Below are 21,078 nucleotides of genomic sequence, written 5' to 3'. Positions count from 1 at the left end.
GGGTCAGAACAGGCCCGCCTCTTTTGCAATCATGGCAGCGTGGGTGCGGTTTTTGGCCTCAAGCTTGCGACACAAGGTTTTGACGTGCAGCTTGATCGTAACTTCTTGAAGCTCGATTTCACGCGCGATTTCTTTGTTGGCGAGGCCGCGGGTCAAACAAGAGAGAACCTGGAATTCACGTTCTGTCAGCAGTTTTTTCAACGGGTGATCTGTTACTTCTGCCTCTTGGGTCATGAAATCAATAGGTGCGTATTTCTCGCCCATCGCCATGAATTTAATTGCGTTTACCAGCGACTTTGCCGCCATGCTTTTGGGAAGAAAACCCGCGGCACCCCGTTCAAGCGCTTGTTCTGCAATGTCTTTGTTAGCCGAGCCTGAGATAAGGGCCACAGGGCGCGGTCGCGTGGCCTCTAGGATTTTGTCCAACCCGTCTAGGCCGTTCATGCCTGGCATTTCATAATCCAGCAGCACCAAATCAAACGGGTCATGCGCCATCAGCGCTTTTTCAACACTTGGTAAATCGGGGGATTGAACCACCTGAAACGTGCCATCACTTTCAAGAAATGCAGCGATCGTTTCACGAACCAAATCGTGGTCGTCAGCTAATAGAATTCTCACATGTTCCCCACTGAGTTGTTACGCAACAATTATCACTTTGGGTCTGCGATGGGAACCATTTTGCGCGTGGGGGCGTTCGGTCAGATGAAATGTAGGCTCTTGTTTTGCTCAACCGCATAGACGGCGGCGATCACAATGATGCGAAAGAAACCGCCGCCAGTAAAACCGTAGACCTGTTTGGCCGCATTTATTGCCCCGGTGGGGGCGGAAGGGTTTCGCGCAGGCGGCTTTCGGGTACACCGAGGGTTTTCGCAGCTTTGGCAAGGTCCGGACGACCGCCTTGCGGGGTTTCCAGCGCGCGCATCAGCTTTTCGGTTGTGACGCCAAGGGTGGCGGCGGCCTCATCAAAACCGCGGGGGATTCCGCGTGGTTGGCCATTGTCCGGGCGCCGCTGTTCACTGCCCGTGTCGTCGGCAAGCCGTATCGCGCCACCCATTTCGCGGCTGCCAAACACCGGAAACCCGTCGAACGCGTACCCGAATAGGGCAGAGCTATCTTGGGTCAATATGCCCGCCACAGGTGTCCAGCGCCGGCATGTGTCCGGCGTTTCAGCCACAACCGGCGTCACCGGAAGGCGCATCGTCATTTTCACAGTGTCGTCGGGGGACACATTGATGCATGCGTGATCTGCCGTTGGTCGTTCTGTTGCGATGCTGACCGTGTGAACCGCTCCGTCGTCGTTGAAAAACCGATAGCCAAAATCGTCCAGCATCTGCGGAAATGTTTCGTCAACGCGGTACAGCTTGGCGTTCTCTCCGGTCCAGTCCCAAATACCGCCTTTGTTTGCCACAGTTGTGGGGCAAAACGGCCCGATGTTCACGCCTGCGGGTCGATAGTTTACCACGATCTCGTAGCAGACTGCCGCGGTGCCATTTTCGAGCGTGCAATCGACGGTGACTGGTTGCTCGGCAAATGTGTTCGGGTGGAAAACCTCCAGATCCGGATGCGCGAAACCGATCGCAGGCGCGACCAGTGCACTGACCAAAGTAAGCGGGGAAATTATGTGTTTCAATTTGGACATTTTGGGTTCCTACCAACGGGGGCGATGATGCCTCGGTACCATCTTGCCTTGCTGTAACTACAACGTGAGAGGTGCGGAATTCCGTCGCTTGCGCCGCAAAACAAGCCAGATCGTGCAACGTGACAGACGGTGTTTGGCAAAGGTGCCCAGTGCGGCCCGAAGCCTGTTGCGGATCGGCCACAGAGTGCTGGACAGAGCAAATCAACGTTTGTCAGAATCTTAATGCAGATCTAAGTGACACCTCCGGACGGTCCCAGAGACCCAATTCAGACCCCAGCAAAGAAAGGGCAAAACATGACTATTTATCGCAACGCCCTCCAGGGGCAGATCACCGCCTAAGCCGCAAACCGGCCGAGTGGGATCTTATGCGCTGACACTGTGGTCAGCATTTCTACACTATGAAAATTGGGTATTACGCCATGGGCAATTCTGTCTTGGATGGTCGTTCGTCTGCTGTGCGCAGCGGCGGCACCATCACTAAATTCTACACATCTACAGCTTGGGTCGAAGGCCGCGCTGAACAACAACTTGAACAGGTCGCCGGATGGCCTGGGGTCCGTCAAATCGCGGCATTTCCTGACCTGCACCCCGGTAAATACGGGCCGGTTGGTTGCACTATTTTGGCGGATCGCATTTATCCGCAGTTGATCGGAAACGACATCGGTTGCGGCATGTCGTTGTTCCGGTTGGATTTGCCTGTGCGCAAATTCAAAATGGAAAAAGCGGTGCGCCGGATGCGTGTACTAAGCGCGCCTTTTTCGGGCAGCACGCGCCATCGGTTCGAACAAGCTGGCTTCGCACCGGATCTGTTCGCGACATCCCTCGGTACGATCGGCGGCGGCAATCATTTTTGCGAAATTCAAACCTTGGCTGAATGTGACGCTGACCTTGATCTGGACAAATCCGCGCTGTATCTGCTGGTGCATTCGGGATCGCGGGGTTTGGGCAACGCGGTTCTAGGGGCTGTCCCGACGGGCGCGTTTTCCGGGATGGATCCAGACAAGATCGCTTCACAAGACTACGTGCGCCACCACGACACAGCCGTTCTTTGGGCCAGCCTCAACCGTCAAATCATTGCTGAGCGGGCGGGCGAAGCACTGCGGACAGATCTGGAATTGATCGTTGATGCGCCGCACAATCTGCTGACCCAAGAATGCGGCGGTTGGTTGCACCGAAAAGGGGCGGCGCGTGCGGTTTCTGGTCTGGTGCCCTTGGCTGGATCGCGCGCAACACCGAGCTATCTGTTGCGGCCAGCGGGACATCCAGACGCCTTGCTGTCGACAGCACACGGGGCGGGGCGACGCTATGACCGATCCTCGATGCATGGTCGGGTTCGGGCAAAACGATCCGACATCGAGGCGATGCAACGTACGTCTTTTGGTGGTCGCATCATTTGTGAAGATCGCGATTTACTGATCGAAGAAGCACCGCTGGCTTACAAATCATCGCTCAGTGTGGTGGCGGATTTGGACACAATGGGCGCGGCAAAATCAGTCGCGCAGTTCCATCCACTTTTGACCTTTAAGAAAACCCGAGAAGGAGGCCGGTCATGAAACAGGATCTGTCCATTTCCCTTCTGATCAGCAGTGGCAACGGGCCAGCAGAATGCACGCAAGCGGTGGCGGGTGTTTTGCAGCTGATGCAAGACGAGGCTGAAACGATCGGCCTTGATCTGGATGTCAGTGCCACGCGGTCAAAACACGGCGTGAAATCTGCTGTGATTGTGGTGCACGGCGCAGGCGGTGACGGGTTTGCCAAACATTGGTGTGGGGCGATCCGGTGGCGGTCCAAAAGCACGATCCGTCCGCACCACAAACGCGCTAACTGGTTTGTTGGAGTCTTTCAGCTGACGCACCGCGCGGTCGCGACCACCACAGTGCAGCCCGTCGATGTCGTCTTCGAAAGCTTTCGCGCGGGCGGCCCCGGTGGGCAACACCAGAACACCACTGACAGCGCAGTGCGCGCAACGCATCGACCAACCGGATTGACGGCTGTTGCGCGCGAAATGCGGTCACAACATAGCAACAAATCCTTGGCACTTGAGCGTCTTCAGATTCTGGTGAATGCCCAAGCTGCCGCTGACTACGAGGCGCAAAAAAGCGACCAAAACCAGCTGCATACCACATTGGAACGCGGCAATCCGATCCGTAGTTTTAGGGGTGCGACCTTTCGTGAGGAACGATGTCGATGATGGATATGTTCGATAGTTTCCTGACGGATGCCGTTCAGAGCGACTTTTTCGCCGGAGGTCTAGCTTTGGGTGCATTTGGAATTGCAGTGGCCGCATTGCGCGTTGCTGCAATTGCGTTTTATCAACTGATCATGCGCCGCGTTTGGGTCAGTTTGACGCTTGATAATCGTAGCGTGGCATACCGCCATTTTTGCATCTGGATGGAACACAATAATGTGCTGTCTAAATCGCGTCACGTGCGGATGACCGATGGAAGATGGGCCAGTGGCACAAAGGGCTATGCGCCGGCGCCGGGGCACCATTGGTTTCTGACCCACGGCAGAATTTGTTGCCTTGAACGACAGATCAACGACAGGTCCAAAGTCGGGGCGTCTCACAATCAACGTCCGATGGAAACGCTGCATGTCACAGTGCTGTTCGGCCATGTCTCGACGCTGCTTGGGTGGATCGAAACCGGACGACAAATCGCAATGTCCAAAGACCGCGTCGGTCCGGGGCGGCACATTCTGAAGGGGGACTACTGGGATAACGCTGGTGATATTCCGCGCCGGTCGATGGACACTGTCGTTGTGGATGACGGTCGCGTCCAGCGCGTTCTCGATGACATGCGATGGTTCTATTCTGCCAGTGATTGGTACGCAGAACGTGGTGTGCCGTGGCGACTTGGCTACCTGTTTCACGGCCCACCCGGCACCGGAAAATCCAGCCTGATCCGCGCACTCGCATCTGAACTATCGTTGGACATTGCCAATTTGGACGTTGGCAAAGCGACGCTGTCGGATGATGATCTTCGAGAGGCGATGATGTGCACGCCGCAACGTTCGCTGATCGCAATTGAAGATGTCGACGCTGTGTTTACGCAACGCTCGGTCGGAGAAAAGCGTTCAGGCATCAGCTTTTCCGGGCTTTTGAATGCTATTGACGGTGTTGCCGCGCAAGAGGGGCGCGCGTTGATCATGACGACGAACCATAAGGACAGATTGGACCCGGCTTTGATCCGACCTGGCCGCGCTGATGTGCACACCGAATTGGGTTTGGTGAATTCTGCGACTGCGAAACTGTTGTTTGATCGGTTTTTCCCGAATGAGGCGTTGCTCGCCACACAATTCCAAACGCGATTGGGATCACAGAAAACTAGTCCTGCCGAAATTCAGGGTTGGTTGTTGGCAAACAGTTCTGATCCATCCAGGGCGGCACTTGCGACAGGCTTGTTGTCTAAATTTAATGGGGTAGCTGCCGAATAAATGGGCGATGTTTGCGCCGCATCAATCGGCGGTTCCGATGAACGCTGTCGCTTCGATTTCAAGCAAGGCGTCGTCTTCGATCAGACCGGCGACAACCAGCATCGACATTGCAGGAAAATGGCGGCCTAGAACGCGGCGGTACACCTCTCCGACTTCGCGTTGGCGTGCGACATATTCTGCTTTGTTGATCACAAACCAGGTCAGGCGCGTGATGTCGGTGACTGTGCCGCCCGCCGCTTGGACAACGGCAACAATGTTGCGCAGAGCCTGTTCCATCTGACCAATAAAGTCATGGGATTCAAATTCTTGATCCGCTGTCCATCCGATTTGGCCACCAATGTATAGCGTTCCATCACGTGCAAGCATTCCGTTGGCATAGCCCTTGGCAGGTGCCCAATCGTTGGGTTGGATTGTTTTGGCGGTCATGGATGTCTCCGAAAATTGGATCGAAAGTGGGGCGTAGAAGGAGGGGCTGCGGTGGGCGCGAATGCGCGGGCAGAACGCTTGTGCTTAATGCTGCGCGCGCGCCGGTTTGAGCAGGAAACGCTGGATTTTCCCGGTTTGCGTTTTGGGCAGGGCATCACAGAATTTTACACCGCGCGGGTATTTATACGGGGCGATTACGGCTTTGACGTGGTCTTGTAACGTTTTGATCATCTCGGACGACGGGCGGCCTGATGCCAGCACAACATGCGCTTGGACGACCATGCCGCGCGCGTCATCCGGCGCACCAACAACGGCACATTCACTCACAGATGGGTGGGACAAAAGCGCCGCCTCGACCTCTGGTCCGGCAATGTTGTAGCCGGAGCTGATGATCATATCGTCATTGCGGGCAGCGAAATGCAGGTACCCGTCGGCGTCCATCACAAAGGCATCGCCAGTGACGTTCCATCCCTTATCCACATACCCGATCTGGCGATCATCATTCAAGTAGCGACATCCGGTTGGACCACGCACGGCCAGCCTGCCAACAGTGCCACGCGGAACCTCGTCGCCTTTTTCGTCAATGATCTTGGCCTCATAGCCGGTGACCACACGGCCGGTGCACGCCGGTTTATGATCGTCAAAACGGTTCGAGATAAAGATATGCAGCATTTCGGTGGCACCAATCCCATCCAGCATCGGCTTGCCGGTTTTTGCAATCCAATCGTCATACACCGGCGAGGGCAGGGTTTCGCCCGCCGAGACAGCCGCCCGCAAACTGGACAGGTCGGCGCCTTGATCCATTGCGGCCAACATCGCGCGGTAGGCGGTTGGGGCGGTAAAGCAAACCGTGGCTTTGTATTTCTGAATGATCTCGATCATATTCGGCGGTGATGCGTGTTCCAACAACGTTGCCGTCGCCCCAAACCGAAGCGGAAATATCGCAAGACCACCCAAGCCAAAGGTAAAGGCCAAGGGCGGCGAGCCGACAAAAACATCTTGGGCTGTCACACCAAGGACTTCTTTGGCGTAGCCGTCAGCAATGATCAGTAGATCGCGATGATAGTGCATTGTCGCTTTGGGCGAACCCGTGGTGCCAGAGGTGAACCCCAACAAGGCAACATCATCCTGCGCCGTCTGCACTGCGCCAAATTGCACAGGTTTTTCCAAGGCCAAACGGTCAAGTTCAGCGTCGTGATTGGATGTGCCATCAAACCCGGTCACGTGGGTCAAATGTGCGCTCCCGTTTGCGCAAGCGACCATTTCATCGATCAGGCGTGTGTCGCACAAGGCGTGGCTGATTTGGGCTTTTTCGACAATTTCGGCCAATTCGCCGGCGCGTAACATCGGCATCGTGTTGACGACAACAGCGCCGGCCTTGGTTGCCGCCAGCCAACACGCCACCATCGCAGGGTTGTTGGCAGAGCGGATCAGAACGCGATTGCCCGGTTTCAGATCAAGATCGTCGACCAGCACGTGGGCCAACCTGTTGGTCCAATCCGAAAGCTCTTTGTAGGTGCGCCGTCTGCCATTTCCGATCAAAGCAGTTTTATCGCCGTGACCTTTTTCGACCATGGCATCGGTCAATTCGTAACCCGCATTCAAGCGATCAGAATATTCAAACCCATCCAGCAGGAAATCGGGCATTTGATCCTTGGGCGGAAGGTTGTCGCGCGCAAAGGTATCTACGTGTGCAGTTGGCTCGAACATGTGATCTCCTTGGGATGCTTTAGTCGGGTGAATGGGCGCCAAGAGTTTGGCGCGCAATGATGACGCGCTGCACATCCGAGGCCCCCTCATAGATGCGCAAAGCTCTGATTTCACGGTATAGTTTTTCAACTGTCTCGCCCGAGCGCACACCATCGCCACCGTGCAATTGCACTGCTTTGTCGATGACGTTTTGGGCCTGATCGGTTGAGAATAGTTTGGCCATCGCCGCCTCGCGACTGATGCGCGGGGCCCCTGAATCTTTGGTCCATGCGGCGCGATAAATCAGCAACGCACTGGCATCGACGTCTACTGCCATGTCAGCGATGTGACCCTGAACCATTTGCAAATCAAACAACGGTGCGCCTTGCACATGTCGCGTGGTGCAGCGGGTCAATGCCTCGTCCAGTGCGCGGCGTGCAAACCCGAGGGCTGCGGCAGCAACTGTTGATCGAAAGACATCCAGAACGGCCATCGCAATTTTGAAACCATCGCCGCTTTGGGCGAGCATCGCATGCGCAGGCACGCGGCAATCGGTGAACCGCAGCGTCGCAAGCGGGTGGGGGGCGATTGTATCTATGCGTTCCGCGATTTCTAATCCGGGCGTGGTCGCGGGCACGATAAACGCGGACAACCCCTTTGCGCCCGGTGCATCGCCAGTGCGCGCAAAGGTCGTGTAAACATCCGCAATTCCGCCGTTCGAAATCCAGGTCTTTTCGCCGTTCAGCACGTAGTGATCACCGTCCAGCGTGGCGGTCATGGTCGAATTGGCGACGTCTGATCCTGACTGCGGCTCGGTCAAGGCAAAGGCGGAAATAGCCTTGCCCTTGCGGATTTTTGGCAGCCATTCGTGTTTCTGATCATCGGTCCCGAACAAGGATATCGCGCCAGTGCCCAACCCCTGCATTGCGAATGCAAAATCGGCCAGCCCGTCATGGCGGGCCAATGTTTCGCGGATCAAACACAGGGATCGCACGTCAAGCGGGGCGTCACCGGTAGGGTCGACTGCGGCGTGTTCCAACCAGCCCCCTCGTCCCAAGGCGGCAACCAAAGACTTGCAGGCGGCGTCCGTGTCGCTGTGATCGATGTGGGTCAATTCGCGAGCTGCCCAAACATCAAGGCGCTGGGCTAAGTCACGGTGTTTTTCATCGAAAAACGGCCAGGTCAGGAATGTTTTATCCGCCATCAGTTGCCCTCGAACACGGGTTTATCCTTGGCAACAAAGGCGTTGTAGGCCCGCTCAAAATCAGCAGTTTGCATGCAGATTGCTTGCGCTTGGGCTTCGGCCTCGATCGCTTGTTCGATGGACATTGACCATTCTTGGGCCAGCATCGTTTTGGTCATCATGTTCGCAAAATTCGGCCCCGACGCGATCCGGGTTGCAAGGTTGAATGCCTCTGTTTCCAGCGCATTTGCGTCGACAACTTTGTTGTAAAAACCCCAGGCCGCACCTTCATCCGCGCTCATCGAGCGGCCAGTGTACAGCAATTCTGCAGCGCGGCCTTGGCCGATGATGCGGGGCAGGATCGCACAGGCCCCCATGTCACATCCCGCAAGGCCGACGCGGGTGAACAAGAACGCGCATTTGGCCGCAGGGGTCGCGATCCGCAGATCACAGGCCATCGCAATAATCGCACCAGCGCCAACGCACACGCCATCAACCGCAGCAATGACGGGCTTGCCACAATTGACGATGGCCTTGACCAAATCACCGGTCATTCTGGTGAACGTCAGCAGCTCTTTCATCGACATTTTCGTCAGCGGACCAATGATGTCATGCACGTCACCCCCCGAGCTGAAATTGCCACCATTTGACGCAAAGACAACCGCGTTCACGTCGTCGGAATAGACCAGATCACGGAACCAGTCGCGCAATTCGGCGTAGCTGTCGAAAGTCAGCGGGTTTTTACGGTCAGGACGGTCCAGTTTGACGGTTGCGATGCCGTCTTGGATGACGCAGCTAAAGTGCTTAACGTCGGTGCGCGTGCTCATGGGGTTTTCTCCTGCAAATTGGCGTCAAGCTGTTCAAGCCGGGCCGCCAGATCGTTTGCCTCGCTGGGCGAGAAATCGATCAACATTTCATTTATCCATGTCTCGTGCGCGGCGGCTTGGGTGGCGAATTCTTCGCGTCCGCGATTGGTCATGCGCACAAGGCTCGCGCGGCGATCACCAGGGACAGGGACGCGCACGATCATGCCGTCCTCGGCCAAGCGGTCGACGATTCCGGTGACGTTGCCATTCGACACTTTTAGGACACCGGAAAGCTGGCTCATTTTTAGCCCGTCTTCAAAGCGGCACAGCGCTGCCATCACGTCAAAACGGGGCAAGGTCGACGCGAATTCGACACGCAAATTTTCACGCAATTGGGCTTCGATCGCGCGACTGGCTTTAAGAAAACGCAGCCACAACCGCAGTCGTTCTTTTGACACCGGTTCGCGCGTGGCATTTGTTTGTGTTTCGGTCATATTTCACCCCCTGATAGGCTAAGTGCGTGGCCGTTGACGGATCGCGCGGCATCTGAACAAAGCCACAGCGCTGCCCTCGCGACCTCGTCCGTTTCGATAAATCGGCGTTGCGGGTTGCCCTTGGTCAACGATTTTGTGGCGTCCTTGGTGGACATGCCCGTTTTGGCGACAATGTTCTGGATCGATCGATCTAGCATAGGGGTTTCAACGAAGCCCGGGCAAATTGCGTTCACAGTGATGCCGGTTGTGGCCAGTTCCAGCGCCAGTGCCCGTGTCAATCCGACGACGCCATGTTTGGCCGCGCAATACCCCGTAACGTAAGGGTACCCTTTCAGACCGGCAGTCGATGCGATTGCGATCATCCGCCCCGTACCGGCAGCCTTCATATCCGGCAATGCGGCTTGCCAAACGTTGAACACGCCTGCGAGGTTCACATCAGTCATCGCTGTCAGATCGCGCATCGTCATTTTGGCGAATGGCATGCTGGTCGCAGCACCCGCATTTGCGACGACAATCCTAATGGGCCCGTGTTCGGCGCGGGCTTTTTCAAACGCCGTTTTCACGGCCTCGGGGTCGGTCACGTCGCACAGTTGATAGGGCAGGTTTTGCGCCTTCAGCGGTGCCTCTGAGCGGCCCATAATTGTGACGGTCATACCGGCCTTGGCAAAGCTTTGCGCGATGTCAGCACCCACGCCGGTGCCACCGCCCGTGACGACCACATGTCTTGAGGCCAGATTTGCCAAGGGCGGGCTCATACTTTGCCCGCCATTTCAGCGGCGCGTTCGGCCAAACGCCGTGCCTGATCGCGTCCAGCTTCATAAGGTAGCGGCCAGTGTTCGTGATGATCGCCCAGCTCGATTGCGGCACGCAGGGTCCAGTAGGGATCCGCTAGATGCGGGCGCGCAAGACACACAAGGTCTGCGCGTCCGGCCATCAGGATCGAATTCACGTGATCGGCTTCGTAAATGTTGCCCACGGCCATGGTTTTGATCCCGGCCTCGTTACGGATGCGATCAGAGAATGGCGTTTGGAACATGCGTCCATAAACTGGTGTGCCCACGGTCGAGGTTTGCCCCGCAGAAACATCGATGATGTCAGCGCCTGCCGCCTCAAACATGCGGGCGATTTCGACGGCGTCTTGCGGGGTGACACCGTCATCTCCGGCCCAATCGTTCGCGGAAATGCGCACTGACATGGGCTTTCCAGTTGGCCAGACGCTGCGCATGGCATGAAATACTTCTAACGGATACCGCATCCGATTTTCGAGGCTGCCGCCGTAGTCATCAGCGCGTAGGTTCGACAAGGGCGAGATGAACGAGGATATCAGGTACCCGTGGGCTGCGTGTAATTCGATCATGTCAAAACCGGCGCGGTGGGCCATTTCGGTGGCAGATACGAACTCTGCTTTGATCAAATCCATGTCGTCGCGCGTCATCGCTTTTGGGGGCGCGTTGACGTCTGACCACGGGATCGCGGATGCGGACAACAGTGGCCAGTTGTCGGATTTCAGCGGCGAATCCATCCCTTCCCAACCAATGTTTGTCGATCCCTTGCGCCCAGCATGGCCGATTTGGCAGCAGATTTTGGCGCTGGTTTGTGAATGTACAAAATCGACAAGACGCGACCATTCCGTTTGGTGTTCAGGCGCGTAAAGACCGGGGCATCCGGGGGTGATACGACCGTCAGCAGAGGTACAGGTCATCTCGGTATAGATCAGCCCTGCGCCGCCTTTTGCGCGCTCGCCGTAGTGGATCAGATGCCAGTCCGTCGGGGCACCATCGACGGCTTTGTACTGCGCCATCGGGGACACAACGATCCGGTTTTTCAAGCACATGTCGCGCAGTTGGAACGGTGCAAACATCGGTGCGCGGGCAGGGCCGTCTGTGTCAGCGCCAGCCTGATCCGCGAACCACTTTTCTGCCGAAGCCAGCCAGTTTGGATCACGCGCGCGCAGGTTTTCGTGGCTGATCCGCTGACTGCGCGTGAGCAAAGAGTAATTCAGTTGCACAGGATCGAGATGCAAATAACGTTCTACATCCTCGAACCATTCCACTGAATTGCGCGCGGCTGATTGCAGGCGCAAAACTTCGAGGCGGCGGGAGTCTTCGTAAGCCGCAAATGCTTTGGGGAGGGTTTCGCTTTGGTCTAAATGCTCGGCCAGTGAAAGAGCACTTTCGAGCGCAAGTTTGGTTCCGGACCCGATCGAAAAATGCGCGGTGGCCGCGGCGTCGCCCATCAGCACGACGTTTTCGTGGCTCCATTTTTCGCACAGCACCCGCGGGAATTTGATCCACGCCGATCCGCGCACGTGATTGGCATTTGTCATCAACGGGTGACCGCCAAGATGATTTTTGAAAATGTCTTCGCAAATTGCGATGCTGTCTTGTTGGGTCAGGTCCGCAAAACCGTAGGCGTCAAAGGTTTCTTGGCTGCATTCGACAATGAACGTCGCGGTGTCATTGTCGAACTGATAGGCGTGCGCCCAGATCCAGCCTTTGTCGGTTTCCTCAAAGATGAACGTGAACGCATCATCGAATTTTTGATGCGTCCCGAGCCAGACAAAAGGGCACAAACGGGTGTCGATATCTGGCTTGAACGTGTCTGCAAATTCCATACGGGTTTTGGAATTCAGACCATCGCAGGCCACGACCACATCAAAGTCATTCATGTAATCAGAGGCGGTGCCAACTTCGGTTTCAAAACGCAGATCAACACCTAATTCATGGGCGCGGGCCTGCAAAATCATCAACAGCCGCTTGCGCCCGATGCCGCAAAACCCATGGCCTGTCGATAACATTTTTTGACCTTTGTGAAAGGTCGCGACATCGTCCCAATAGGCGAAATGCTGGCGAATGCTAGCAGCACTTTGCGCGTCATTGATCTCTAGGTTGCCAAGGGTTTCATCAGACAAAACAACGCCCCAGCCAAAGGTGTCGTCGGCGCGGTTCCGTTCAAAAACAACGACCTCGGATGATGGGTCACGCAGTTTCATTGAGATTGCGAAATATAGGCCAGCCGGTCCGCCACCTAAGCAAGCGATGCGCATGTGATGTCACTTTCTACTGTTACAGTTCGGTGCCCTTTGGAGGTTAGGAAAGTCGTTCATAAATTTCAAGCACAAATATTTTATGTTTAAAGTATATCGACAAATTTCGCGACTAGAACCGGGGTGTTCCGACCTAAGTACAGTCGCAGCACCCAAGAAATTAGCCTTACCTTTAGTACTGACGCCCCTCGATTATCAGTAAGTTCAAGCCGATGCTGGATTGGCTGGTCGTGGCTTTTGCTCTACGCACTGACCTGCCCCCCGAAACTTCCCTCGTTTTAATGTAAAGTTTGCTCAACTTTCGAAGGAGCAAACAAATGCGACAGAGTCGTTTTACTGAGGCCCAGATTATTGGGATGATCAAAGAGCAAGAAGCTGGAATGCCAACGGCTGAGGTGTGTCGGAGACATGGCCTGAGCCCTGCGTCGTTCTACAAGTTCAAAGCCAAAGGTGGCATGAACGTTTCTGACACCCACCGCCTTAAATCGCTGGAGGACGAGAACGCCAAGCTGAAGCGTCTTCTGGCGGACACGATGCTCGACAATGTTGTGTTGAAAGATTTGCTGGGAAAGAACTGACGACACCGAATTTGCGACGGGCTGTAGCACGCAAGGCAATGCGGGATCATGATATCTCGCAACGTCGTGCGTGCAGGCTGGTCGGTGTCGATCCCAAGACCGTACGGCGCGACAAGCCGCCGGATAATCCAGAAGTTCGCGAAGAGATGAAGGCGATTGCCAGCAAACGGCGTCGGTTCGGCTATCGCCGGATTGGCGTGCTGTTGGAACGCAAAGGCATGATTATGAACCACAAGAAGCTGTATCGTCTCTACACCGAGGAAAAGCTGGGTGTCAGGCGGCGCAGAGGCCGTAAACGTGCGCGTGGATCGCGGACACCTATGCCCGTGGCTTTGCGCCCGGGCGAGCGTTGGTCGTTGGATTTTGTGTCGGACACGTTTGGTGCGTCTCGCAAGTTCCGCATGCTGGCAGTGAATGACGACTGCTGCCGTGAGAACCTGTGCCTGATGGCCGATACCAGCATCTCTGGCGCTCGGGTTGCCCGTGAATTGGACGCACTGGTGCGCGTCTACGGAAAGCCTGCTTGTATTGTCAGTGACAACGGGACGGAGTTTACCAGTCGCGCGATCCTGAAGTGGGCTGGCGATAGCGACGTGGATTGGCATTACATCGATCCGGGCAAACCGCAGCAGAATGGCTTCATCGAAAGCTTTAATGGCAGCCTGCGAGACGAGCTGCTGAATGAGGAGATCTTCGACACTTTAGATGACGCCCGCAGAAAACTGGCGCTTTGGCGATACGACTACAATCAGGTCAGACCGCACTCGTCTCTCGGGAACAAAACGCCCACTGAAGCGCGCCGGGCGCTTGAGCAACTTGAGGGCTCCGCGCACGACGCGCTTGCCCAAACTGACGATGAAGAATATGAAATCCAAACCCGCAAACTCTCGTTATGAATGAGGGAGCCTCGGGGGGCAGGTCAGCACAGATGCCGCTGTTCTTCAAAAACAGGTCTTGACCTATAGTTGCTCTAACCCGCTAGAGGTGAAAAAAAAGGAGCTGTGAACCATATGAAAATCGCAGAAGCAGCGCGGGAATGTGGGCTAACTGTCCACACGATCCGGTTCTACGAAAAGGCGGGAATGTTGCCCGAAATTGCCCGCAGTGATGATGGTCACCGCCAGTTTTCAAGAGAAATCTTGGAGTGGCTGACCTTGCTCGCGTCCTTACGCGCTACAGGCATGCCGATGAAAACGATGCAACATTTCGCAGGCCTCTATCGGCAAGGCGACGCAACTGTACCAGAGCGCAAAGCGGTACTTGGCGATCACGCACAACACTTGGACGTACAACAAATGCAGTTATCCAGATGCCGTAAACTCTTGGCCCAAAAGCGCGCGCGTTACGATGAAATCATAGGGGAAACCCCGTGAAAATTATTGTGGTCGGTGCCCAAGGCGACATTGGCAAAGCGGCATGTAATGAACTGGGTGCGCGCCATGATTTGATACGTGTCGGGCGTTCAAGCGGTGACATTCAGCTCGACATATCCGACCGTCAATCGGTGGATGATATGTATGCGCGTGTAGGGCCTGTGGATGCCGTCGTGTCGACTGCGGGTGATGTTCATTTCGGACCGCTGGAGCAACAGACAGACGAAACTCTGATGTTAGGGTTTCGTCAAAAGGTCATGGGACAGATCAATCTTGTCCTCGCAGGGTTGACGGCTGTGCTCGAAGGAGGGTCGTTTACGCTGACCAGTGGTGTGCTTGATCGCGATCCGGTCCGGATGGGCGTTGGGGCCGCGACGGCCAATGGGGCTTTGGGCGGCTTTGTCGTTGGCAGTGCTATTGAGATGCCGCGTCGACTAAGAATAAATGCCGTCAGCCCCGGTTTGCTGGATGTGTCGGTGCCGCGATATGGGCAATGGTTTGCGGGCCATGATCCAGTGTCATCTGAACGGGTCGGACGCGCCTATGCCAAAAGTGTCGAAGGCGCGATCACCGGACAGATCATCATTGTTGCGTAGGTTTCCAAGGTTGGGGTTTGGCGAGCTGTAAATTCCATACATCCGCATTGCAGGATCAGGCGTTGAGCGATGCAAGGAAATCAGCGCCGACAACAAACGGCGCGAACCCATCCAGATCTTCTACGCGGGTCAACCAAGCCCTGATCGCAGGGTATGCATCTAACGAATATTCGCCGTCCGTGACGCGGGCGATGTAGCTGTAACATGCAATATCGGCGATTGTTGCATGATCACCTGCCAGCCACTGACGGTCCTTTAGGTGGGGTTCAAACAGGGCGTCGAACAAGTCGTCGGTTTTGGCCTTTGCCGCGTTCAGGTCTGCGGGCATGGCGAACATTTTGATGGCGCGCACCACAAATGGGCCCTGCATGATTTCATTCACAGCAATCGATAGCCATTCTTGGACATGCGCATTGCCAATTGCATCTGTGGGCAACCAGCGGTTTGTGGCATCGTACTTGCGTGCGAGATAGGGCAGAATGGCGGTTGAATCCCGCAAGGTCAGATCGTCATCGATCAGAACAGGAACTTGCCCCAGCGGGTTCATGGCCAAGAAATCCGGCAGCTTGTGCGCGCCAACGGTCAGATCGACGATGACATTCTCATGGGGTATTCTCAGGATACCAAGCATATTTTGAACACGATGAGCGTTTCCTGAAAGCGGATGTCCATAGAGTTTCATAAGGTGGCCTTTCCGTGCGCGAAGTGAATTCACCACACCAAATATCGCCTGCCCTGAGCCACCGAAACCGACGATTGCCTGATAGACTGTCAGCTTTTGGTTGACGAAGGTTGCGAGCTAACGCAATTGCCCAATCTCGGAGTGACCCATTTCCAAAAAGCACTTCAGCGCGTTTGAGCGGACCTGTCCCGAGTGACATCACCCTTGGCAAAGGTCCAATCCGTTTTCCCTGCAAACGCATGACTTAGGATAAACGGCACCGCAGCTAGATCGGCGGGATCCTTGGCGTTGAATTTCTCGAATGTCGCAGGCGTGCACACAGCAATCTCTTCGAAATCGCGCAGCTTTTTGGCCAAGTTTCGCGAGTTTTTTAACCACCCGATCCTGAACGCGACATCGTAGCGTTCTTTGATCAAATCTAAGCGCATGTCGTTCAAAAACAAATCGACGGCCACATTTGGGTAGGCTTTTTGGAACCGCGCTACAAACGGCGCAACATGCGAGGCACCGTAATCAACAGGGGCCGTCACACGCAATCGCCCTTTCGGTTTTTGATCGCGATCCAGCACCTGCTTGTAGGCGTTGTTGGCCTGCGTAAGGGCAGACTTGGCATCCTCGAAAAATGCCGAACCGGCATCTGTTGGCTTCAGGTGCCGCGTGTTGCGCAGCAAGAGCGGTGTGCCGACCTCTTGTTCCAAAATCTGCAATTGCTTGCTGACGACTGCCTTGCTGATGCCTAGCTGATGCGCTGCGGCAGTGATCGTGCCTGCATCAATTGTTGCGACAAAGTAGGTAAGCCGGTTAAGACTATAGCGAATGTCCATGTCGCGGTTGTTAGTCAAAAGCTGACAGTTGTTCAATCTCGCGGAAATTCATCCAGAACGCTTTTTCGCTTGTTTGTTTTAGTGAAACCGTCGTTCAGATCGGCCATAGTAAATTTTCTGACCATCCTAACGACAGGTCAGTTCGGGCCCTCGTCGACACCTAAGGTGCGCGATGATCCCGAGGACTGTGCCCAAAATGCGTGCGAAACAGGGTCGAAAAATTTTGCATATTCGAAAATCCGTAGCGGAAGGCAATTTCGCTGATCGAGTGACGTTCAAAGCGGTTGTCTTTGAGGTCAGTGGCCACGCCTTCAAGCCGTGTGCGGCGAATAAATGCGCTGATCGGCTCGCCTTCTTTTGCGAAAATATCATTCAAACGACGCACCGACATTCCGATTTCTGCGGCCACGCGATTGCGGCCCAAATCCGGATTTCCCAGAGTGCTTCGGATGAATGATTTGGCGCGCAACATCACGTGTTGCTCAGGGGATGACAGTTCGATTTTGTCGGCGCCATGCACAGCCAATCCCGTCGCGATAAGATCAATCAACGTATCTTGCAGCAGCGCTTGCACCATCGGGTTCGGCGAATTCACGTGTTCGGCAAAAGCGAGAATATTTTCGCGGACAAGCTTGCCAATTCCCGACTGCCCGTCAATCTTCCGAGCGGTCAGCATCTCTGCATTAGGAAGCCGTTCGATCAATTTTGCCGTGGGCAATTGCACCACCGTTTTGTGGAAATCGTCAGCCAGCCGCAGGGTATAGGGATCAGTGCTGGAATACAGCGCCATGTCGCCGGCCTGCAAAACCGCCGTCTTACCGAACTGGGTTACGCTGGACGATTCGGCGGTTTGCAGGCTCAGCAAAAAGTAGGAATCCGATGCAGATCGAATGTCCCGTTTGCGCCGCTCGACTGTGTGCGCCAACCCTGCAACCTTTGAGATCGACACAACCGAATGCCGCCCGATTTCAATCAACCCTCTGAAGTCGTTTCTGTTTTCAGTGTCACACCCAAGCTGGACATAGCTGTCGCACACGGACTCGCGCCAATACGCAAAGCGATCTTGGGCAGAGACGTCGTTGGTGTCGTAGCGCGTTTGGATGTCCATCAAAATTAGTCCTAAAGTTAACTAATAGTGACCCGAACGCACAAAAACGCAAGTTTTTCCGCCCAAATCCAAAAGCACCAACCGCGCGAAAGGTGCAGCTTGATTGGGAAATTCACGGAGGAAAACCATGTCAACGCAATCCAAAGTCGCGGCCGTTCAAGCCGCTCCCTGCTTCCTTGATCTGGACGCCGGCATCGACAAAGCGATAGGGCTGATCGAAGAGGCTTCCGCGAACGGTGCCAACCTGATCGCTTTCAGTGAAACATGGTTGCCGGGCTATCCGAACCACATTTGGCTGGGCCCCGTCGCTTGGCAAATGCAGTTTGTTGGCCGCTACTTTGACAACTCGATCGTCGCTGGCAGCCCACAAGAAGCCCGCCTCGCAAAAGCGTGTCGCGACAATAATATTCAGCTGTCGATGGGCTGTTCGGAACGCGATGGCGGATCGTTGTACATCGCGCAATGGCACTTTGACGAGACCGGCGAAGTTGTGAACCGACGTCGAAAATTAAAACCAACCCACGTCGAACGCACAGTCTACGGCGAGGGCGACGGGTCGGATTTGAATGTTGTACAAACTTCAATTGGACGCGTCGGTCAGCTGGCCTGCTGGGAACACCTGCAACCCCTCAGCAAATACGCGATGTACGCCCAAAACGAGCAAATCCACGTCGCCGCATGGCCCAATCTGGCGCTGTACGAAGGCGTTGCGTATGCGTTGGGTCATCAGGTCAACAATGGCGCATCGATGATCTATGCCGTCGAGGGATCGTGTTTCGTTGTGGCACCGTGTTCGTTGGTGACCAAAGAGATGCAAGACATGCTGTGCGATGGCGATGCAGAAAAAGAAGCGCTGCTGCCTCTCGGTGGAGGCTATACGACGATTTACGGCCCCGACGGATCAGAATTGGCAGAGCGTATTCCGCACGACCATGAAGGCATCATGTACGCAGACATCGATCTGCACATGATCGGTTACGCAAAAGGTGCCGCTGACCCCGCAGGTCATTACGCCAAACGCGACAGCACCCGGTTGCTGATCAACCGTAAGAAACAGCGTGCCGTGGTCAATTTCGACGATGCCTCGGGCTGGGAGGAAATGGTGGAACAATCCGGTTCACCTGCAGACGTCACTGAGTAAAATTACCAAAACGGGGCGCACGACGTTCCCGTTTTTCCGATCAGACTTGGGAGGGTCACATGCCAACACCGACAGAGTTTTACACCGACGCCCAACGTGCTTTGCAAAAAGATGGACAGCACGAAAAACTGGCCGAAGTTGTGGTGCACGCCATTGTGCGCGACGCTTTAGAAGACATTCACACCGACTACATCAACAGCCGCGATTACTTCTTTTTGTCGACGGTTTCGGCGGACGGCATGCCAACGGTGTCCTACAAAGGGGGTGCTGTCGGTTTTGTCAAAGTTATGGGGCCGAACCGCCTGATCTTTCCCAATTATGACGGTAACGGCATGTGGTTTTCGATGGGCAACATCGACGAGGCGGCCAAAGTCGGCCTGCTGTTCATGGATATGGTCACGCCGTGGCGAATTCGCGTTCAAGGCAATGCTAAACTGTCAAAAGATCCTGAATTGATGGCGCAATTTCCCGGCTGCAACATGGTGGTGGATGTCGACGTCGCGGTCGTTTTTCAAAACTGCGCCCGCTACATCCACAAACATGCGCGCTTGGAAACCTCGCCTTACGTTCCAGCAAAAGACGGCAGCCAACCATTTCCGGCATGGAAGCGGATCGATGGTTTGCAACCAGTTTTGCATCCTGACGATCAGGGCCGCGCATCCACCGAAGGCGGCACCCTTACCGAAGAAGAATACCTGAATAAAGTGCTGCAAGGCACGTCCTAAAGCTGCGGCTATCCAAAGGCCAAAGCGAAACTCAACGGGAGACAGAAATGAAATTTACAACAACCCTATTTATAGGGGCGGCAGCGCTTTGCCTTGCCTCTATCGGGACCTCGGCCATGGCCGACGATCACACGCCGGTTTGCGGGCTCGGCACTGGCAAGGTCGCAACAGGTGATCCAATCAAAGTGGGCGGGATCAACGGCAATGCCCCTCCGGGTGATTTTTCAGGTGGAACAGACGCCGCAGCTGCATACTTTGCATGCGTAAATGCAAACGGCGGCATCAATGGCCGCCCCGTCGAATACATTGTCGAAAACGACCAGTGGAATCCTGAATTAGCCGGCCAAGTCGCAATCAAGTTGGTCAAAGACGAAGGCGTTGTGGCCCTTGTCGGCAACGGATCTGTCGTGTCGATGGCCGTGAACGCGAAACTCTACAAGGACCAAGACGTTATGGTCATGGCCTCTGGGTGCGCCATTTCCGAATGCTACGAGAGTTCGAACATTGTGTCGACGAACCAAGGTCCGCTGCCGTCCGGTATTGGTGCGTTAACCTATGCGGTCGAAGAATTAGGGACGCAGAACGCCGCTTGCATCGGGTTCAACATCCCCAACAACGGTGGTTGGGCGTGCGACTGGATGAAAAATTTCATGGAAAGCAAAAGGCTCTCTGGCACGTCCATCTTGATGGATCCGACAGCGGTCGATCTGAATTCTGTCTACCTGCAAGCGCTGTCCGAGGGGGCAGATACGATCCTGTTGATGTTGCCTGCAGGTCCCGCGATCGGCTTGCTGAAAGTAGCCGAAGAACAAGGCGGGCGTGACCTGTTCAAATGGGTATCCCCGACACCGCTGTATGACCCAGGCGTGGCCGAAGTCTTGGGCGATTATTGGAACGACAATCTGTTCGTCAATATCGAACTGGCCCCGTTTGACAGTGATGGCGCTGACAACCAGAATTGGGCCGCCGTGATGGATGCATACGGACAAGACGGCGACCGGCGCGACACGTTCTCGCAATCGGGCTACATTTCCGCCCGTTTCTTTGTCGATGCGTTGTTGGACTTGGACCCGGAAACGTTGGACCGCGCCACCGTGACAACAGCGATTAAAGGCATTGAAAACGCCACGTCTGATTTGCTGTGCGCGCCCTATTACGTCGGTGATGCAGACCGCCACATGCCAAATCACGCAGGTCGCATGGTGGCGTATACGGGTGGCGCATTCGAAGTCGTGCGGGACTGCTATGACATCCAAAGCAGCTATCTAAAGCCGATCCGTGCCCAAGAAAAAGCGCTTGGGATCAATCAGTAACCTTCCCCGAACTGACCGGC

The 21,078-nt window shown here is 55.3% G+C and carries 21 protein-coding genes; 9 read left to right on the top strand and 12 right to left on the bottom strand.

Going from position 1 to position 21,078, the window contains the following annotated elements:
- Positions 1-3: 3 nt before the first annotated feature.
- Positions 4-618 carry a response regulator gene (locus ACFIO0_RS14395; protein ID WP_390911090.1) on the bottom strand — a complete coding sequence of 205 codons (615 nt, stop codon included), beginning with the start codon at positions 616-618 and terminating at the stop codon, positions 4-6.
- A 187-nt stretch (positions 619-805) separates the two neighbouring features.
- Positions 806-1,639, bottom strand: coding sequence for a hypothetical protein (locus tag ACFIO0_RS14390; protein ID WP_390911089.1), 834 nt, complete (start codon positions 1,637-1,639; stop codon positions 806-808).
- A gap of 419 nt (positions 1,640-2,058) precedes the next feature.
- On the opposite strand from ACFIO0_RS14390, the gene ACFIO0_RS14385 reads away from it, so the two are divergent.
- From ACFIO0_RS14385 to ACFIO0_RS14375, 3 genes are read left to right on the top strand one after another with little or no spacing between them, the layout of a single operon-like run.
- Positions 2,059-3,192: an RNA ligase RtcB family protein gene (locus ACFIO0_RS14385; RefSeq protein WP_390911088.1), complete on the top strand. Its 1,134-nt coding sequence runs from the start codon at positions 2,059-2,061 to the stop codon at positions 3,190-3,192.
- The gene (gene prfH / locus ACFIO0_RS14380) at positions 3,189-3,830 is read left to right on the top strand and encodes a peptide chain release factor H (RefSeq protein ID WP_390911087.1); all 642 of its coding nucleotides are present in this window, start codon (positions 3,189-3,191) and stop codon (positions 3,828-3,830) included. The genes ACFIO0_RS14385 and prfH overlap by 4 nt, the downstream gene beginning before the upstream one ends.
- Entirely contained in the window at positions 3,827-5,074 is a 1,248-nt protein-coding gene (locus tag ACFIO0_RS14375; protein ID WP_390911086.1) for an AAA family ATPase, read from the top strand. The genes prfH and ACFIO0_RS14375 overlap by 4 nt, the downstream gene beginning before the upstream one ends.
- Before the next feature lie 21 nt (positions 5,075-5,095).
- Here ACFIO0_RS14375 and ACFIO0_RS14370 read toward each other — a convergent pair whose 3' ends face one another.
- The 7 genes from ACFIO0_RS14370 to ACFIO0_RS14340 all read right to left on the bottom strand — a co-directional run bounded on the left by ACFIO0_RS14370 (position 5,096) and on the right by ACFIO0_RS14340 (position 12,718).
- Entirely contained in the window at positions 5,096-5,500 is a 405-nt protein-coding gene (locus ACFIO0_RS14370; protein WP_390911085.1) for a Rid family hydrolase, read from the bottom strand.
- Positions 5,501-5,584: 84 nt separating this feature from the next.
- Positions 5,585-7,210, bottom strand: a complete 1,626-nt coding sequence (locus tag ACFIO0_RS14365; RefSeq protein ID WP_390911084.1) for an AMP-binding protein — start codon at positions 7,208-7,210, stop codon at positions 5,585-5,587.
- Positions 7,211-7,229: 19 nt separating this feature from the next.
- Positions 7,230-8,393: an acyl-CoA dehydrogenase family protein gene (locus ACFIO0_RS14360; RefSeq protein ID WP_390911083.1), complete on the bottom strand. Its 1,164-nt coding sequence runs from the start codon at positions 8,391-8,393 to the stop codon at positions 7,230-7,232.
- Complete coding sequence (locus ACFIO0_RS14355; RefSeq protein ID WP_390911082.1) at positions 8,393-9,199, bottom strand: enoyl-CoA hydratase family protein; 807 nt, start codon at positions 9,197-9,199, stop codon at positions 8,393-8,395. Before ACFIO0_RS14355 ends, ACFIO0_RS14360 begins: the two co-directional genes overlap by 1 nt.
- A complete protein-coding gene (locus ACFIO0_RS14350) occupies positions 9,196-9,672 on the bottom strand; it encodes a MarR family transcriptional regulator (RefSeq protein WP_390911081.1) in 477 nt (158 codons plus the stop codon). Before ACFIO0_RS14350 ends, ACFIO0_RS14355 begins: the two co-directional genes overlap by 4 nt.
- Positions 9,669-10,427, bottom strand: a complete 759-nt coding sequence (locus ACFIO0_RS14345; protein WP_390911080.1) for an SDR family NAD(P)-dependent oxidoreductase — start codon at positions 10,425-10,427, stop codon at positions 9,669-9,671. The genes ACFIO0_RS14350 and ACFIO0_RS14345 overlap by 4 nt, the downstream gene beginning before the upstream one ends.
- Positions 10,424-12,718, bottom strand: a complete 2,295-nt coding sequence (locus tag ACFIO0_RS14340; protein ID WP_390911079.1) for a bifunctional salicylyl-CoA 5-hydroxylase/oxidoreductase — start codon at positions 12,716-12,718, stop codon at positions 10,424-10,426. The genes ACFIO0_RS14345 and ACFIO0_RS14340 overlap by 4 nt, the downstream gene beginning before the upstream one ends.
- 317 nt (positions 12,719-13,035) lie before the next feature.
- On the opposite strand from ACFIO0_RS14340, the gene ACFIO0_RS14335 reads away from it, so the two are divergent.
- The 3 genes from ACFIO0_RS14335 to ACFIO0_RS14325 all read left to right on the top strand — a co-directional run bounded on the left by ACFIO0_RS14335 (position 13,036) and on the right by ACFIO0_RS14325 (position 15,265).
- Positions 13,036-14,192, top strand: a protein-coding gene (locus tag ACFIO0_RS14335) for an IS3 family transposase (protein ID WP_390910992.1) whose coding sequence is annotated in 2 segments (ribosomal slippage) — positions 13,036-13,282 and positions 13,282-14,192 — 1,158 coding nt in all. Because the reading frame shifts where the segments join, the coding sequence is not laid out codon by codon here.
- Positions 14,193-14,306: 114 nt separating this feature from the next.
- Positions 14,307-14,669, top strand: coding sequence for a MerR family transcriptional regulator (locus ACFIO0_RS14330; RefSeq protein WP_390911078.1), 363 nt, complete (start codon positions 14,307-14,309; stop codon positions 14,667-14,669).
- A complete protein-coding gene (locus ACFIO0_RS14325; protein ID WP_390911077.1) occupies positions 14,666-15,265 on the top strand; it encodes a short chain dehydrogenase in 600 nt (199 codons plus the stop codon). The genes ACFIO0_RS14330 and ACFIO0_RS14325 overlap by 4 nt, the downstream gene beginning before the upstream one ends.
- Before the next feature lie 55 nt (positions 15,266-15,320).
- Here the strand turns inward: ACFIO0_RS14325 and ACFIO0_RS14320 are convergent, their stop codons facing one another.
- The 3 genes from ACFIO0_RS14320 to ACFIO0_RS14310 all read right to left on the bottom strand — a co-directional run bounded on the left by ACFIO0_RS14320 (position 15,321) and on the right by ACFIO0_RS14310 (position 17,879).
- Complete coding sequence (locus ACFIO0_RS14320; RefSeq protein ID WP_390911076.1) at positions 15,321-15,947, bottom strand: glutathione S-transferase N-terminal domain-containing protein; 627 nt, start codon at positions 15,945-15,947, stop codon at positions 15,321-15,323.
- A gap of 164 nt (positions 15,948-16,111) precedes the next feature.
- The gene (locus tag ACFIO0_RS14315; RefSeq protein ID WP_390911075.1) at positions 16,112-16,771 is read right to left on the bottom strand and encodes a LysR family transcriptional regulator; all 660 of its coding nucleotides are present in this window, start codon (positions 16,769-16,771) and stop codon (positions 16,112-16,114) included.
- A gap of 160 nt (positions 16,772-16,931) precedes the next feature.
- Complete coding sequence (locus tag ACFIO0_RS14310; protein ID WP_390911074.1) at positions 16,932-17,879, bottom strand: helix-turn-helix domain-containing protein; 948 nt, start codon at positions 17,877-17,879, stop codon at positions 16,932-16,934.
- Positions 17,880-18,006: 127 nt separating this feature from the next.
- Between ACFIO0_RS14310 and ACFIO0_RS14305 the strand changes: the two genes are divergently transcribed.
- Genes ACFIO0_RS14305 through ACFIO0_RS14295 form a run of 3 tightly spaced genes read left to right on the top strand, consistent with a single transcriptional unit; the run spans position 18,007 to position 21,058 of the window.
- The gene (locus ACFIO0_RS14305) at positions 18,007-19,020 is read left to right on the top strand and encodes a nitrilase-related carbon-nitrogen hydrolase (protein WP_390911073.1); all 1,014 of its coding nucleotides are present in this window, start codon (positions 18,007-18,009) and stop codon (positions 19,018-19,020) included.
- A gap of 59 nt (positions 19,021-19,079) precedes the next feature.
- A complete protein-coding gene (locus ACFIO0_RS14300; RefSeq protein WP_390911072.1) occupies positions 19,080-19,745 on the top strand; it encodes a pyridoxamine 5'-phosphate oxidase family protein in 666 nt (221 codons plus the stop codon).
- A 47-nt stretch (positions 19,746-19,792) separates the two neighbouring features.
- On the top strand, positions 19,793-21,058 hold the full coding sequence (locus tag ACFIO0_RS14295) for an ABC transporter substrate-binding protein (RefSeq protein WP_390911071.1): 1,266 nt from the start codon (positions 19,793-19,795) through the stop codon (positions 21,056-21,058).
- The last annotated feature ends 20 nt before the right edge of the window (positions 21,059-21,078 follow it).

This window comes from Pseudosulfitobacter sp. SM2401, from assembly GCF_042932805.1.
Taxonomy (GTDB): Bacteria; Pseudomonadota; Alphaproteobacteria; order Rhodobacterales; family Rhodobacteraceae; genus Ascidiaceihabitans.
This window is presented reverse-complemented; position numbering and strand designations above follow the sequence as displayed.